Below are 14276 nucleotides of genomic sequence, written 5' to 3'. Positions count from 1 at the left end.
GCGGCGGCGAACCACGCCGCGCCGCCGTTGTTGCCGAACAACTGGTTTAGCCTTGGGCCAGCACCACCGTCGCGCCGGCCTGGGCGCTGACCAGGCCCGACAGCGTGGCGAACAGCTCCGAGCCGTCGCGCGTGTTGCACCACAGACCGCCCTGCTGCTTGTAGTGGAAGCCGCCCGAGCGCGCCGCCACCCACAGCTCCTGCATCGCCGCCTGGCTGTTGACGATGATCTTGCTGCCGTTGTCGATGAACTCGATCTCCAGCACGTTGCCGCTGCGGCTGCACTCGACGTCGAGCAGCTCCTGGTCGTTCAAACGGTCCAGCGCCGCCTCGATGGCGCTGAGGGTGGCCTCGGCCTGCGCCAGGAATTCTGATTCGCCCATGCTACACTCCAATATCTCAAGTCAAACCAAGATTCTAATCGTGAAGTCCACACCTGCGCTGTTTATCGGCACCATCCTGTGCCTGTCCGCCCTGCTGAGCGGCTGCGGCCAACCCGGCCCGCTGTACCTGCCCAAGGCCCCCGCCAAGCCCGCCACGAGCGCCGAGCCAGGCAAAGCCGCCGCTGCGCCAGCGCCAGCGCCGGCCCCGTCCACCGCCCCCCAACACTAAGTTCCCAAGTCCCTATGTCGCATTTCGCTTACCAAGACGGCGTGCTGCACGCCGACGGCGCCTCCCTGAGCGCCATCGCCGAGCAGTTCGGCACGCCCACCTACGTCTACTCCAAGGCCGCCCTGCTGGAGAACTTCGCCGCCTACGCCGACGCCTGCGCCGGCCGCGACGCGCTGGTCTGCTACGCCATGAAGGCCAACTCCAACCTGGCCATCCTCGACCTGCTGGCGCGCCAGGGCGCCGGCTTCGACATCGTCTCCGGCGGCGAGCTGCTGCGCGTGGTGGCCGCCGGCGGCGACCCGCGCAAGGTGATCTTCTCCGGCGTCGGCAAGAGCGTCGCCGAGATGCGCCTGGCGCTCGAGCACGACATCCTCTGCTTCAACGTCGAGTCGATCCCCGAGCTGCACCGCCTCAACGAGGTGGCCGGCGCGATGGGCAAGACGGCGCGCGTGTCGCTGCGCGTCAACCCCAACGTCGACGCCAAGACCCACCCCTACATCGCCACCGGCCTGAAGGCCAGCAAGTTCGGCGTCGCCTTCGACGACGCGCTGGCCACCTACCGCGCCGCCGCCGCCCTGCCGCACCTGGCGGTGGCCGGCATCGACTGCCACATCGGCTCGCAGCTGCTCGACGACGCCCCGCTGCTCGAGGCGCTCGACCGCCTGATCGAACTGATCGACGCGCTCGGCCGGGAGGGCATCGTGCTGCACCACCTCGACATCGGCGGCGGCATCGGCATCAGCTACGGCGAGGCCGGCGAGGACGCGCCGGTGCCGGTGGGCGACTACCTGGGCCGCCTGTTCCAGCGCATCGACGCCTGGCGCGCCGCCAACCACGGCGGCCGGCCGATCAAGGTGATCTTCGAGCCGGGCCGCTCCATCGTCGGCAACACCGGCGTGCTGCTGACCAAGGTCGAGTTCATCAAGCACGGCGAGGAAAAGAACTTCTGCGTGGTCGACGCGGCGATGAACGACATGGCCCGCCCGGCCCTCTACCAGGCCTGGATGGACATGCGACCGGTGGTCGAGTCGGACACGCCGGCGCTGAGCTACGACGTGGTCGGCCCGATTTGCGAATCGGGCGACTGGCTGGCGCGCGACCGCGCGCTGGCGGTGCAAAGCGGCGACCTGCTGGTGATGCTGCAGGCCGGCGCCTACGGCATGACCATGGCGTCGAACTACAACACCCGTGGCCGCGCCGCCGAGGTCATCGTCGACGGCGCCCAGTGCCACCTGGTGCGCCGGCGCGAAACGCCGGCCGAGCTGTTCGCGCTGGAAACGCTGATCAAGTAGGCCGCGCCGCCGCCGGGTGGCTTGCTGCCCGCCGGCCCCTGGCCCAAGCAAAAAAGCCGATCGTTCACGCGATCGGCTTTTTTCATTTGCTTGCTACTGGCCGCGCGGCCCCTTGTCGGCGCCCTTGTGGTCCTTCTGGCCGTCGTTCTTGTGGCGTCCCGCCACCTCCTTCGCCTCGGCCTCCTGCTTGTTCCGGTTCGCTTCCTGCTGAGCCTGTTCGGCCTCGCGTTGCTGCTGCTCGCGCGGATCGCTGCTGTGCTTGCTCATGACGGACTCCTCGGTAAGTGGAAGCCCCACCATACACCCGCCGCGTTTTGGGCACCGTTCGCTTGCGCACTAAGGCTTTGCCGCCGGCTCCGCCGCCCCGGGAAAGTCGGCAAAATGTCCGCCGAAACGTCGCCAGGATTAAAATAAAGCGGCGTACAATCAAACAGTTAGATGTATCACAACTCGGCAAAAAAGTCGGCAAAATGTATCTCGAACCCTATCAATTCGAACCCTTGTTGCTTACCGACCGGCAATTGCTGGAAGTGCAGGCGATGGCCGAGCATATCGTCTCGGCGTCGCTGCGCTGGGCGCCCTGCCCTTCCACTTCCCGAAGCTGTACCCCGAGGCCGGCCTGCCAGACGATCAATAGGCAAAAGGAAATTCATGGCAAGCAACGATCCCAGTATTCGCGTTCGGATTGACGCTCACACCAAGAAGGTCGCAACCGAGACACTGGATGCGATGGGTTTGACCGTTCCCGACGTGATACGCATATTGCTACGGCGCGTCGCGGAGGAAAAATGCCTCCCCTTCGACGTCCAAGTTCCGAACAAGAGCAGCCGCAAGGCACTGGCCAAGGTCGCTGCGGGAGAGGTGAAGACCGCCGCAACCATCGCGGACTTGATGACAGACTTGAATGCGGACGATTGACCACTCTGGCTTGTCCAACCGCAACTCAACGGATGTTTAAAAAAGTAAGGTCGCATCAAATGCTGCTGGGCAAAAGCAGCAGTTTTAGCTGAGTTGGAAGTTGTACCGGAACTATTCGGTGAGAGCCATTTCATTGCCGTTTAGTGTTCTAAACGATAGAATTCGACTCTAGAAAGGCCAAAGCCCGCTAATGCGGGCTCTGTCCTCAATTTACAAGGGCACGACCAGTTTCCCGGAAAATCCTTGTCTCTATGCTTTGAAGTATAGCATCGCTAACCCTAACGAATCAATAGCCTACTGATGCTGAAGCACCTCACGGCTCCCCGACTGGCCACGATACAGTCCTACTTCAAAACCAAGTCCGACAAGGACGTCCTCGGCTGCTACGCTTGGAACCAAGCGGTCGGCGCTGGTCTGCTGCCCATTCTTGGCGACTTCGAGGTTTCATTCCGAAATGCCCTTCATCGAGCCCTGTCGCAGCACTTTGGCAACGTCGATTCCGTTGACTGGATGATGAAGCGGCCGAACCCGGCACACGCGATCAACCCGGCGGCACCGGCGCTCCTGCCTGCCCGGCACAAGCTAAGCAAGAAGTCGACGGAGGATGTGACAGCGGTAGTGGCAAAAATCAAGGGCAAGAAGCCCTCTGGCTATAGGGTCACCCCCGATGACATTGTGGCCGCTCTGCCCTTCGGTTTCTGGGAGGTATTGATTGGCGGGCTTAGCCACTCTTCCCAGCCTGCAGGACTCCAATCCACCATACTTGCCGCTGTGTTCCCGCACGCCCCAGACACGTTGACCGTACCTTACGGGGATCAAGCCTTCAGGAGACGGGTCATGGACCTACTCAAGAGGATCCGAGATGTACGAAATCGAATCGGGCACCATGACTCCCTCTGGACTACTCCCGAGTTCAATCACCAAGGTATCCTCGGACTGATTCCTCGCCGGCCTCGCCACACCGTCAACAGCCTTCAACTCTTCGCGGACAACGTCTGTTGGCTCGCCGGGTGGATTGATCCGCACATCCCAAGCTACATCCAGAACAGCGATCATTGGTGGTCCCTACAGGCGCTGCTCCATCGCCAAGCGCTGGTCACCTACCGTCAGCTGGGCGGGGTGGTGGGCACCTATCGTGCAATTCTGGACTCAACCGAGCTACCTCAGCGCGGAAAAAATACCTTCAAGAAGCGTCAGATCAAGTTCCGCGAGCGTTTGATAGCGGGCCGCTATTTTTATTGAGTCATCTAACTAATCATTAATCGCCAAAGGCATCAAGCAGTGCGACATTGGGCACGCTCAAAGTTGGTAGCATCGTACTCCCTATTCCGCACCCGGGCAGCGCCAACCTCTTCAGGTTCGCCGTCTCGAGCGCACTGTCACGAACGGTTCGCTAACCTGCGAAGTCGGTGCGTCCGTTACTTTTCCCCGGCCGCGATGCTTACTGCGCTCGGTCTCGTGCGCACGCTGCCGTTCCCTTGACTTAAATGCACTTTATCTAGGAGCGGCAACCGCCGCCGCAACAGGCCGCGCCGCCGGCCTGGGCCGGGGCCAGCGCCCGCGCCTCGCGCGCCTTGCGGCGGCTCCACACCACGCGCACGCCGAGCAGCACGGCGACGACCAGGCCGAAGATGATCGGCTGGGTGAAGTTGTGCTTGCCCGCCTTCATCCACCAGAAGTGCAGGATGCCCAGCGGCGCGATCACATACACCAGCCGGTGCAACCACTGCCATTGCTTGCCGCCCAGGCGGCGCACCATGGCGTTGCTGCTGGTGACGGCCAGCGGAATCAACAGCACGAAGGCGACGAAGCCGACCGTGATGAAGGGCCGCTTCAGCACGTCCGCCCACATCTCCTGCACATCGAAGAAATGGTCGAACCACAGGAAGGTGGTGAAGTGCAGCGCGGCGTAGAAGAACACGTACAGGCCCAGCATGCGGCGCAGCTTGATCAGCCAGTTCCACTTGCTCAGGCGGCGCAGCGGCGTCACCGCCAGGGTGATGCAAAGGAAGTACAGGGTCCAGTCGCCGGTGCCGCGCGTGATGAACTCGAGCGGCTCGACCAGCTGGCCGCTCAGCGTCAAATACACCATGCGGCCCAAGGGGACCAGCGCCAGCAGGAACAGCAGCGCGCGGATGGCGCCGTACTGGCGCGGGGTGGGATGGAATGCCATGGTCTTGGTCTAGCCTAGAAGAATTTTTTCAGGTCCATGCCGGAGTACATCGACGCCACGTCGCTGTAGCCGTTGAACATCAGGGTCTTGCGCTTGCGCGCCAGGAAGCCGTCCTCGCCGATGCGCCGCTCGCTGGCCTGCGACCAGCGCGGGTGGTCGACCTCGGGGTTGACGTTCGAATAGAAGCCGTACTCCGCCGGCGCCGCCTGGTTCCACGCCGTGCGCGGCTGTTCCTTGACGAAACGGATCTTGACGATCGACTTGGCCGACTTGAAGCCGTACTTCCACGGCAGCACCATGCGCACCGGCGCGCCGTTCTGGTTCGGCAGCGTTTCGCCGTACATGCCCAGCGTCAGCAGCGCCAGCGGGTGGTTGGCCTCGTCGATGCGCAGGCCCTCGACGTAGGGCCAGTTCAGCACGCGGCTGCCGACGCCGGGCATCTGCTTCTTGTCGGCCAGCGAGATGAACTCGACGTATTTGGCGTTGCCGGTCGGCTCGACCTTCTTGATGATCTCGGAGAAGGAATAGCCGACCCACGGGATCACCATCGACCAGCCCTCGACGCAGCGCAGGCGGTAGACCCGCTCCTCCAGCGGCGCCAGCTTGAGCAGCGCGTCCAAGTCCAGGGTCATCGGCTTTTTCACCTCGCCCTCGATGCTCACCGTCCACGGCCGTGGCTTGAGCGTGCCGGCGTATTGCGCCGGGTCGCTCTTGTCGGTGCCGAACTCGTAGAAGTTGTTGTAGCTGGTGGCGTCCTTGTAGGCGCTCTGCTTGTCCAGCGCCGAGTAGGCGGGATTGAGCTTGGCGGCCAGCTTGGGATTGAGCCCCTGGGCGAAGGCCTCGCGGCTGGCCATGTCGATCAGGCCGGCGCTGGCGGCGCCGCCGACGGCGAGCTGCTTGATGAAACCACGGCGCGATTCGAACACCGCGCGCGGGGTGATGTCGGACGGCAGTATCAGTCCATCGGAACGTTTGATCAGCATGTTCACTCCAAAGAAAAAGGTGCAAGGTTCAGACTTGGTCTCGCCAGAAGTCCAAACCTTACACCTTTCTTTTGCCGGCCGGGATGACAAGCCGATTACATTTCGGCCGGCCGCCCCGCCCTGCGCCGTCTTACAGCTTGCCGTAGGAGTGCAGGCCCGACAGGAACATGTTCACGCCGAGGAAGGCGAAGGTGGTCACCAGCAGGCCCACCAGCGCCCACCAGGCCGCCACGCGGCCGCGCAGGCCCGTCATCAGGCGCATGTGCAGCCAGGCGGCGTAGTTGAGCCAGACGATCAGCGCCCAGGTCTCCTTCGGGTCCCACGACCAGTAGCCGCCCCAGGCCTCGGCCGCCCACAGCGCGCCGAGGATGGTGGCGACGGTGAAGAAGGCGAAACCGACCGAGATGGCCTTGTACATCACGTCGTCGAGCACCTCGAGCGACGGCAGGCGGTCGGCCAGGTAGCCGCTCGACTTGAGCAGGTAGGCCGCCGCCACCATGGCCGACAGCGAGAAGGTGCCGTAGCCGATGAAGTTGGCCGGCACGTGGATCTTCATCCACCAGCTCTGCAACGCCGGCACCAGCGGCTGGATGTCGGCGGCGTCGCGGGTGACGGTGTACCACAGCAGGAAGCCGACCGCCGCCGAGATCACCAGCAGCACGAACGCGCCCAGCTGGCGGGTGTTGTAGCGTTGCTCGTAGTACAGGTAGAACATCGCCGTGATCAGCGAGAACAGGATGAACACTTCGTACAGGTTGGAGATGGGGATGTGGCCGACGTCGGCGCCGATCAGGTAGGACTCGTACCAGCGCACCATCATGCCGGTCAGGCCCAGCACCACGCCGGCCCAGCACAGCGCCGAGCCGACCGAGCTGCCGAACGGCGAGCGCGACACCAGGCCGATCAGGTAGAACAGGGTCGAGAGGAAGAACATCGTGCCCATCCACAGGATGGCCGACTGGCTCGACAACATGTACTTGAGCAGGAATTTCTTGTTGGCCAGGTCGAGGTTGCCCTCGTACAGCGAGATGGCGAACAGCGCCAGCAGGGCCATCAGCGGGATCAGCCAGCGCACCGGCTTCCAGTGCCAGCCCAGCGCGGCGAAGGTGGGCGCGGCGGCCAGCAGGATGCACTTTTCGTAGACGTCCATGTAGGCGCCGTAGCGGTTCAGCGCGAACAGCGCGGCCGCCATCAGGGCCAGCGCGTAGATCCAGTCGAGCGGGGTCAGGCGCTTGAAGTAGCCGGGCGCCTGGGTGTAGGTGGTGTGCGTTTGTGACAGTTCCATCGTTTTCTCCTGAACGGCCCGCGCGCGCGCGGACCGGCATCATGCAGCTTACGCCGATTGCGGCAGTTTTTCTTTCAAACTGGCGAATTCATGTTCAAAGTCCAAGGTCTTGCGCTGCGTGCTCATGGCCATCAGCGCCTCGCTGCCGGCGCCGTCGGCGCGCGGCTTGATCCACACCCAGACGCGGCGTTCGCGGATGTAGAACATGGCGAACACGCCCAGCACCAGGAACAGGCAGCCGGTGTACACCACCACCTGGCCGGGCGACTTGGTGACCTGGAACACCGAGGCCTTGACCTCGGTGAAGTCGTCGAGCTGCAGGTAGACCGGGGCGGCGTAGAAGAAGGCGTCCGACAGGGCGTTGGTGGCCAGGCGCAGGAAGCGGCCGTGCGCCTCGTCGCTGGCCACCGGGGCCAGGCCGTCGTGGCCGCGCGCCGCCTGCCACAGCTCCCACAGGCTGCCGTTGAGGATCTTCATGAAGATGTCGGCGGCTTTTTCCTGCTCGGCGGCCGGCACCTTCTCGAGGAAGTGCGAGATGGCAAGGAAGCCGGCCTCCTTGCCGTCGCCGGCGAAGATGGCCAGGCTGCGCGCGGCCGACTCCTGCAACTGGCCGCGCAGCGCCTCGCCGCCGCTGGCCGACATGGCGCGGCGGGCGTAGCGCTGCGCCGCCTCGGCGCGCAGCGCCGGGTCCTGCAGCGCGGCGCGCAGGCGCATCCACTCGCCGACGCCGTGGGCCTCGTCGGCGGGAATGCGCAGGAAGCTGAACGGGTCGCCCGGGTTGACGCGCATGCCGGCCAGGAACACCGTGGCGCCGTCGACCGTCACCGGCTGCATATAGTTCTGGTACTCGCGCGCCTGGCCGGTCTGGTCGCGCAGCTTGTAGGTCACGCTCGGGCCGACGTTCTTCAGGTCCTTGTTGTTGGCGTTCTTGCCGGCCGAGCCGAGCCGCTTGTCCAGGCCGACGGCGAACTGCTCGTTCAGGCTCTGGCCCTTGGTGACGGCGCGGGCGTCCTGGCTGGCCAGGTTCTCCACGTTGAAGGGACGGAAACCGGTCCACTCGACGGTGTAGGTGGGCGTCATCGGCGTCGAGGCGCCGACCTCGCCGGCCAGCGGGAAGGTTTCGCGCTGCTGGCCGCGCATCGGGTAGCCGGTCAGGCGCAGCTTGCTGCCGCCGTCCTCGAAGCTGGACTGGTAGATCGCCAGGCCGCCGTGGATCAGCGGCTTGTTGACCTCGATGACGGCCTTGGTGGTCTTGCCCGTGGCGTGGTCGCGCACCACCACCTCGCTGGCGAACAGCTTGGGCATGCCGGTGCTGTAGAAGTCGATGTTGAACTTCTTCAGCTCGATGGTGAACGGCAGGTCCTGGATCAGCACGCCGTCGGCGCGCGGGATGATGGCGCTGCTGCTGGCCGAGCCCTCGGGGATCATGGTGTTGCCGCGGAAGGTGGGGTTGCCCAGGCCGAGGCGGTGCTTGGCCGGAATGTCGGCGATGACGCCGTTGCCGGCGAAGGCCGTCTTGCCGAGGAACCATTCCTGCGCGCGGATCGGCATGTCCGAGTCGAGCAGGCCGCCGACGCAGATGATGACGATGGCCGAGTGGGCGAAGATGTAGCCGAACTTGTTGGCGGCGCCCTGCTTGGCGGCGACCAGGATGCCGTTCTCCTTCTCGACCACCTTGCTGCGGTAGCCGGCGTCGGCCAGGCGCTTGACGGTCTGCTGGGCCAGCGCCGGGCCGGCCAGCGCGGTCTGCCAGTGCTCCTTGTGGTGGAAGTTGAGCAGCGACTGCTCGCGCACGTTCTCGCGCCAGCTGCGCATGTCGCGCAGCATCTTCGGCGTGTTGCGGATGATGCACAGCGAGGTCGACATCACCAGGAAGCCCATGATCAGCAGGAACCACCAGGCCGAGTAGACGGCGTACAGGCCCACCTTGGCGAACACCTCGAACCAGAACGGGCCGAACTGGTTGACATAGTTGGGCATCGGCTCGTTCTGCTTCATCACCGTGCCGATCATGGCGGCGATGGCGATCAGGGTCAGCAGGCTGATGGCGAAACGCATCGAGGACAATAGTTCGACGGCTTCGGCCAGGCCGCGTCGGCGGGTCTGCAATTCTATTCCGGTGGTGCTGGGGCTACTCATGCGCGGGACAATCTTAAAGTGGGACGACTGGAAGACGAGGGAAACACGGCGCGGCTGCGGCAGCATACCAACAAAAAGGGCAGCCCGCTCACGCTGCTGCCCTTTTCACTTGCACACCCGCCGCCGCACCGCAGTGCGGCTGCCGGGGGTTTCGGAGTTTACTTCAAGCCAGCGATGTAGTCGGAGACAGCCTTGATCTCATCGTCGGACATGCGGTTGGCGATGGTGGTCATTTGCGGGCTGTTGTGACGGCCGCCGGCGCGGAACAGCGTCAGCTGGGCGCCAGTGTAATCCTGGTGCTGGCCGGCCAGACGCGGGTACTGCACCGGGATGCCGGTGCCGGAGGCGCCGTGGCAGCTGGCGCAGGCCGGAATGCTCTTCTCGGCGATGCCGCCACGGTAGATCCGCTTGCCGATCTCGACGGTGTCCTTGTTCTTCGCGGCGCCCGGCTTGGAGGCCTGCGCAGCCAGATAGGCGGCGATGTCCTTCTTCTCCGCGTCGCTCAGCATGGTGGCGAAGGTCGTCATCACCGGCTGGTTGCGCTCGGGGGTGGTGAAGTTCACCAACTGCTTGTAGAGGTAGGATTCGTGCTGGCCGGCCAGTTTCGGGTTGACCGTGATGGTCGAGTTGCCGGCCGCGCCGTGGCAGGACACGCAGGCCGGCAGGCCGCGCGCCGCGTCGCCGTCGGCGTACAGGGCGGCGCCCTTGGCGGGATCGACCTTGGCGGCGGCGCCGTGGGCGGCTTCAGACGCCGAAGCGGCTGCCGAAACGGCCAGCAGAGTGACGAACAAGGATTTTACAAATGGTGAAAACGCACGATTCATTCAGACACCCTGAGACTAGTCAATAAATTAGAGGTCGAACATTGCTCGCCTGCGGCAGCCGCAAAAGCATCAATTCGGCGCTGAAGCATCAAAAATATGCGTAGCAACAATTCGTAACCCCTTATTGTACAATAGCTTCCTGGCGTTTTCGCCCCCTTTTGTTGCAATATCTACCTATCCCATGTCCAAACTCTGGCAAGCCCGCTTCTTCACGACCGTCAACCAACTGCGTGACCTCCCCGACACCACGGTGCCGGAAATCGCCTTTGCAGGTCGCTCCAACGCCGGCAAATCGACCGCCATCAACATTTTGTGCAACCAGAAAGGCTTGGCGTTCGCCTCCAAGACCCCCGGCCGCACCCAGCATATCAACTACTTCTCGATCGGCGGCGCGCACATCGCCCAGCACCGCAAGGACGCCACCATCGTCGAGGAGATCGAGTGCCTGCTGGTCGACTTGCCCGGCTACGGCTACGCCGAGGTGTCCGGTTCGGCCAAACTGCACTGGCAACGCCTGCTGGGCGACTATGTGCAGCGGCGCGAACAGCTCGCCGCGCTGATCCTGATCATGGACTCGCGCCGCCCGTTCACCGACCTCGACATCCAGATGCTCGAATGGTTCGCCCCCACCGGCAAGCCGATCCACTGCATCCTGACCAAGGTCGACAAGCTCAACCGCAACGAGTCGGTCAACGTGCTGCGCCAGACCAAGGCCAAGCTCGACAGCTATGTCGACGAGGACGGCGTCGGCTTCCCCTTCACCGTGCAACTGTTCTCCGCCCTCAAGCGCATCGGCATCGAGGAGGCCAACGACAAGATCGTCGAACTGGCCGGCATCGGCGTCGAGGCGGCCGCCGCCCAGGTGGCCCTGATCGAGATGGAGGACGATGTCGAGCCGAAGTCCGCAGCGGACGACGGCGCCGACGCAGGCGGCACCGATACCCAAAAGGATATCGGCAGCGACAAAACCTAAACTTTTTTAGTATTGGAATTTCCAGCGATGCACACACCACACGTTTCCGCCCAATTCCCCGCCATCCGCATGCGCCGCATGCGCCGCGACCCGTTCTCGCGCGCGCTGATGCGCGAGAACAACGTCACGGCAGCCGACCTGATCTATCCGGTCTTCATCCTCGACGGCGTCAACCAGCGCGAGCCGGTGCTGTCGATGCCGGGCGTCGAGCGGGTTTCGGTGGACCTGTTGTTGAAGGTGGCGGAGGAATGTGTGGCGCTGGGCATCCCTGTGCTGGCCTTGTTCCCGGTCATCGACGCGGCCAAGAAGACCCCCGACGGCATCGAGGCGACCAACCCCGACGGCCTGGTGCCGCGCGCCGTGCGCGCCCTCAAGCAGGCCTTCCCCGACCTGGGCATCCTGACCGACGTCGCGCTCGACCCGTACACCAGCCACGGCCAGGACGGCCTGATCGACGACAACGGCTACGTCATCAACGACGTCACCACCGACATGCTGGTGCGCCAGGCGCTGACCCAGGCCCAGGCCGGCGTCGACGTGGTGGCGCCGTCGGACATGATGGACGGACGCATCGGCGCGGTGCGCGCCGCGCTGGAGGAGCACGGCCTGATCCACACCCGCATCATGGCCTACTCGGCCAAGTACGCCTCGGCCTTCTACGGCCCCTTCCGCGACGCGGTCGGCTCGGCCAAGAACCTGGGCAAGGGCGACAAGAACACCTACCAGATGGACCCGGCCAACAGCGACGAGGCCTTGCGCGAGGTCGGCCTCGACCTGGCCGAGGGCGCCGACATGGTGATGGTCAAGCCCGGCATGCCGTATCTGGACATCGTGCGCCGCGTCAAGGACGAGTTCAAGGTGCCGACCTTCGCCTACCAGGTCAGCGGCGAGTACGCGATGATCAAGGCGGCCGCGCAAAACGGCTGGCTGGACCACGACAAGGTGATGATGGAGGCGATGCTGTCGTTCAAGCGCGCCGGCGCCGACGCCGTGCTGACCTACTTCGCGCTCGACGTGGCGCGCCTGCTCAAGGCGCGCGCCTAGGCGGCCTCCGCCGGCGGAGACAAACAGGGCGAACCTTCGCGGGTTCGCCCTGTTTTTTTGGCGACGCCGGTGACGCCGGGACAGGGTCAGACCCTGAGGGTCTGACCCTAGGTTTTGCGCCGGTGCGCTCCGTGAACGACCCCAGCCACCGCCGGGATCGCCTCAATCAGCCGGCCGGCGCAGCCAGGCCGTCATCAAATCGACCACCTGTTGCTCCATGCCGATGTAGCCGTGGTAGTCCAGCGCGCCGCAGGCGTCGCCGCTGGGCTGGCCGCCGCCGTCGACCAGCACCACCTTCTTGAACGGCGCGTTGGGCAGCCGCGCGGCCAGGTACTGCGCCTCGTGCGGCGCGCAGATCTTGCAGGCGTCGCGCTGGTGGTGCACCACCAGCACCGGCACGTGGATCAACTCCAGCAGCTGGCTCGGCACGGCGCCCTCGACCCGGTAGGCGGTCACCGAGGAGCTGAGCACGATGCCGGCCAGGTCGCCGACGACGCTGTCGCGGATCGCCGCCGAGGCCACCGAGATAGTCCCCATGCTGGTGCCGAGCAGCCACAGCGGCGCCGAACTGCGCGCCTTGACCATCTTGAAGATGGCCTGGTTGTCCTGCGCATGCTGCTCGCCGATGCGGGCGCGGCCGTCGAGCTCGCGCAAGTCCGGCGCCAGGCCGACCAGCACCACGTTGACGGGCTGGGCGGCGAACAGCTTGGCCGAACGGATCAGGAAGTTTTGGCTGGAGGGCCAGCCGTCGGCACCGATCTTGCCGTAGCCGCCGTTACCACCCGAAAACAGCACCAGCGTGGCGACGGCATGCTCGTTCCACACCGCGTAGACCGGCACGCTGCTGCCGCGCGAGGCGACCTGCATCACGCTGCCGGGCGGCGGCGCGGCCGCTGCGGCCTGGTCGGCGGGGACCGGCGCGGCTGCGCCGGCCGGCGCCGGCTGGGCACCCAACAAGGTCAAACACAAGGCTAGCAAATAGGCGGTCCGCTTCATGCGTGCTCCAATCAAATGGTCGATGGCGGCCGCGCCCGACGGTCAGCGGCGCCGGTGTTCGGGAAACATTTCCTTCATCAGGAAGGCGGTCAATTCGGCCTCGTCCTCCTTGCGCGCGCTCATGTTGACGACGCGGCCGAGGCGGTGCGAATCCCACTGGAAGTCGTCGGTTTTTTCCTTGCGGATCACCACGATCATCTGCTTGACGATGGCCGTCTCGATATCCAGCTCGGCGCCCTGCTCCACGTGCACCTGCTGGCTCCAGTTGCGTTTGAAGTTGGCGTTCCAGCCCTTGAACTTGACGTCGGCGCTGTGCGAGGTCTGGCTCAGGATGGTGAACACGCCGCCGGTGTCGTCGCGGTCGGCGCCGTTCGAGCGGCCCTGGGCGCCGGCGATGTTGGCCTTGGCGATGCGTAGGCCGCGCTCGGCGTCGCTCTCCGCCGCCGGTTCGGCCGGCGTCGGGTTGGCGGCGGCGCGGCGGGCGCGCGCCTTGGCGATCATTTCCGACATGTCCTGCTCGGGCGGCGGTTGCATCGGCGCCACAACCGGCGGCACGTAGGTCTCCAGTTTCGGCTTGGCGGCCGGCGGCGTGATCGTCGCGGTCTTTTGCCGCTGCTGCGGCGGCGGCTTGGCCTTGGCCACCTCGGTCTTCTTCGGCTGCTGCTTGGGCAGCTTGGGCTGGTTCGGCTTGAGCGGCTCGATGTAGACGATCTGCCCGCCGCCCGGCGGCGGCGTGCGGTGGAAGGGCTCGGCCGGCCGGAACAGGTAGTACAGCACGCCGATCAAGTGCAGCCCCACCGAGATGGCGATGCCGATCCGATTCGACATCGGTTTGCGTGTGCCGTAGGCGAACCCTTCCGGCGGCGGCAGCTTCTGGCCGCAGGTCACGCAGTACTCGCTATCTGCTGACATTGAATGGGTATTGTCGTGCAAAATAAATCGAACCTTCTTTGGGGCGAAGTCTACAAAATGCGGCCATAGTGCCAGAGTCCCGCCGTTTTGGGAACCGCTCCGACAGGCATGGCCAGACGCCGCCCC

The 14276-nt window shown here is 64.9% G+C and carries 16 protein-coding genes; 7 read left to right on the top strand and 9 right to left on the bottom strand.

The window, feature by feature from the left end:
• Positions 1–46 precede the first annotated feature (46 nt).
• Positions 47–382, bottom strand: coding sequence for an iron donor protein CyaY (gene cyaY / locus BM252_RS25505; RefSeq protein WP_093390482.1), 336 nt, complete (start codon positions 380–382; stop codon positions 47–49).
• A gap of 40 nt (positions 383–422) precedes the next feature.
• On the opposite strand from cyaY, the gene lptM reads away from it, so the two are divergent.
• Together lptM and lysA are read left to right on the top strand one after the other, a co-directional pair.
• Positions 423–611, top strand: coding sequence for an LPS translocon maturation chaperone LptM (gene lptM / locus BM252_RS30510; protein WP_245774443.1), 189 nt, complete (start codon positions 423–425; stop codon positions 609–611).
• Between the two features lie 14 nt (positions 612–625).
• Positions 626–1903, top strand: coding sequence for a diaminopimelate decarboxylase (lysA, locus tag BM252_RS25495; RefSeq protein WP_093390480.1), 1278 nt, complete (start codon positions 626–628; stop codon positions 1901–1903).
• A 93-nt stretch (positions 1904–1996) separates the two neighbouring features.
• On the opposite strand, the gene BM252_RS31240 is transcribed toward lysA, so the two are convergent.
• Complete coding sequence (locus tag BM252_RS31240) at positions 1997–2170, bottom strand: hypothetical protein (protein ID WP_174900683.1); 174 nt, start codon at positions 2168–2170, stop codon at positions 1997–1999.
• Positions 2171–2373: 203 nt separating this feature from the next.
• Between BM252_RS31240 and BM252_RS31235 the strand changes: the two genes are divergently transcribed.
• The 3 genes from BM252_RS31235 to BM252_RS25485 all read left to right on the top strand — a co-directional run bounded on the left by BM252_RS31235 (position 2374) and on the right by BM252_RS25485 (position 4063).
• Positions 2374–2592, top strand: coding sequence for a hypothetical protein (locus tag BM252_RS31235; RefSeq protein ID WP_174900682.1), 219 nt, complete (start codon positions 2374–2376; stop codon positions 2590–2592).
• Complete coding sequence (locus tag BM252_RS25490) at positions 2555–2821, top strand: type II toxin-antitoxin system RelB/DinJ family antitoxin (RefSeq protein ID WP_093390479.1); 267 nt, start codon at positions 2555–2557, stop codon at positions 2819–2821. The genes BM252_RS31235 and BM252_RS25490 overlap by 38 nt, the downstream gene beginning before the upstream one ends.
• A 300-nt stretch (positions 2822–3121) precedes the next feature.
• Entirely contained in the window at positions 3122–4063 is a 942-nt protein-coding gene (locus BM252_RS25485; RefSeq protein WP_093390478.1) for an Abi family protein, read from the top strand.
• A 256-nt stretch (positions 4064–4319) separates the two neighbouring features.
• Here the strand turns inward: BM252_RS25485 and BM252_RS25480 are convergent, their stop codons facing one another.
• From BM252_RS25480 to BM252_RS25460, 5 genes are all read right to left on the bottom strand, one after another.
• Positions 4320–4994 carry a protein-methionine-sulfoxide reductase heme-binding subunit MsrQ gene (locus BM252_RS25480; protein ID WP_093390477.1) on the bottom strand — a complete coding sequence of 225 codons (675 nt, stop codon included), beginning with the start codon at positions 4992–4994 and terminating at the stop codon, positions 4320–4322.
• Positions 4995–5008: 14 nt separating this feature from the next.
• Complete coding sequence (gene msrP / locus BM252_RS25475) at positions 5009–5977, bottom strand: protein-methionine-sulfoxide reductase catalytic subunit MsrP (protein WP_093390509.1); 969 nt, start codon at positions 5975–5977, stop codon at positions 5009–5011.
• Positions 5978–6107: 130 nt separating this feature from the next.
• Positions 6108–7262, bottom strand: coding sequence for a c-type cytochrome biogenesis protein CcsB (gene ccsB, locus BM252_RS25470; RefSeq protein WP_093390476.1), 1155 nt, complete (start codon positions 7260–7262; stop codon positions 6108–6110).
• A 48-nt stretch (positions 7263–7310) separates the two neighbouring features.
• The gene (locus BM252_RS25465) at positions 7311–9401 is read right to left on the bottom strand and encodes a cytochrome c biogenesis protein ResB (RefSeq protein WP_093390475.1); all 2091 of its coding nucleotides are present in this window, start codon (positions 9399–9401) and stop codon (positions 7311–7313) included.
• Between the two features lie 158 nt (positions 9402–9559).
• The gene (locus BM252_RS25460) at positions 9560–10225 is read right to left on the bottom strand and encodes a c-type cytochrome (protein WP_093390474.1); all 666 of its coding nucleotides are present in this window, start codon (positions 10223–10225) and stop codon (positions 9560–9562) included.
• Between the two features lie 181 nt (positions 10226–10406).
• Here BM252_RS25460 and yihA point away from each other — a divergent pair, with 181 nt between their 5' ends.
• Together yihA and hemB are read left to right on the top strand one after the other, a co-directional pair.
• Positions 10407–11198 (top strand): ribosome biogenesis GTP-binding protein YihA/YsxC, encoded by a 792-nt coding sequence (yihA, locus tag BM252_RS25455; protein ID WP_093390473.1) that lies wholly within the window; start codon positions 10407–10409, stop codon positions 11196–11198.
• A 27-nt stretch (positions 11199–11225) separates the two neighbouring features.
• A complete protein-coding gene (gene hemB, locus BM252_RS25450; protein WP_093390472.1) occupies positions 11226–12242 on the top strand; it encodes a porphobilinogen synthase in 1017 nt (338 codons plus the stop codon).
• Positions 12243–12404: 162 nt separating this feature from the next.
• On the opposite strand, the gene BM252_RS25445 is transcribed toward hemB, so the two are convergent.
• The gene (locus tag BM252_RS25445) at positions 12405–13238 is read right to left on the bottom strand and encodes an alpha/beta hydrolase (RefSeq protein WP_093390471.1); all 834 of its coding nucleotides are present in this window, start codon (positions 13236–13238) and stop codon (positions 12405–12407) included.
• Positions 13239–13280: 42 nt separating this feature from the next.
• Positions 13281–14150, bottom strand: coding sequence for a cell envelope integrity TolA family protein (locus BM252_RS25440; protein WP_245774442.1), 870 nt, complete (start codon positions 14148–14150; stop codon positions 13281–13283).
• Positions 14151–14276 lie beyond the last annotated feature (126 nt).

This window comes from Rugamonas rubra, assembly GCF_900114705.1.
GTDB classification, from domain to species: domain Bacteria; phylum Pseudomonadota; class Gammaproteobacteria; order Burkholderiales; family Burkholderiaceae_D; genus Rugamonas; species Rugamonas rubra.
This window is presented reverse-complemented; position numbering and strand designations above follow the sequence as displayed.

Bases quoted from the DNA above. Each gene is read 5' to 3' on its own strand.
- BM252_RS31235 (WP_174900682.1), top strand. From the start codon at position 2,374: ATGTATCTCGAACCCTATCAATTCGAACCCTTGTTGCTTACCGACCGG.
- BM252_RS25480 (WP_093390477.1), bottom strand. From the start codon at position 4,994: ATGGCATTCCATCCCACCCCGCGCCAGTACGGCGCCATCCGCGCGCTG.
- msrP (WP_093390509.1), bottom strand. From the start codon at position 5,977: ATGCTGATCAAACGTTCCGATGGACTGATACTGCCGTCCGACATCACC.
- lysA (WP_093390480.1), top strand. From the start codon at position 626: ATGTCGCATTTCGCTTACCAAGACGGCGTGCTGCACGCCGACGGCGCC.
- BM252_RS25440 (WP_245774442.1), bottom strand. From the start codon at position 14,150: ATGTCAGCAGATAGCGAGTACTGCGTGACCTGCGGCCAGAAGCTGCCG.
- BM252_RS25460 (WP_093390474.1), bottom strand. From the start codon at position 10,225: ATGAATCGTGCGTTTTCACCATTTGTAAAATCCTTGTTCGTCACTCTG.
- cyaY (WP_093390482.1), bottom strand. From the start codon at position 382: ATGGGCGAATCAGAATTCCTGGCGCAGGCCGAGGCCACCCTCAGCGCC.
- BM252_RS31240 (WP_174900683.1), bottom strand. From the start codon at position 2,170: ATGAGCAAGCACAGCAGCGATCCGCGCGAGCAGCAGCAACGCGAGGCC.
- BM252_RS25490 (WP_093390479.1), top strand. From the start codon at position 2,555: ATGGCAAGCAACGATCCCAGTATTCGCGTTCGGATTGACGCTCACACC.
- BM252_RS25485 (WP_093390478.1), top strand. From the start codon at position 3,122: ATGCTGAAGCACCTCACGGCTCCCCGACTGGCCACGATACAGTCCTAC.
- ccsB (WP_093390476.1), bottom strand. From the start codon at position 7,262: ATGGAACTGTCACAAACGCACACCACCTACACCCAGGCGCCCGGCTAC.
- hemB (WP_093390472.1), top strand. From the start codon at position 11,226: ATGCACACACCACACGTTTCCGCCCAATTCCCCGCCATCCGCATGCGC.
- BM252_RS25465 (WP_093390475.1), bottom strand. From the start codon at position 9,401: ATGAGTAGCCCCAGCACCACCGGAATAGAATTGCAGACCCGCCGACGC.
- yihA (WP_093390473.1), top strand. From the start codon at position 10,407: ATGTCCAAACTCTGGCAAGCCCGCTTCTTCACGACCGTCAACCAACTG.
- BM252_RS25445 (WP_093390471.1), bottom strand. From the start codon at position 13,238: ATGAAGCGGACCGCCTATTTGCTAGCCTTGTGTTTGACCTTGTTGGGT.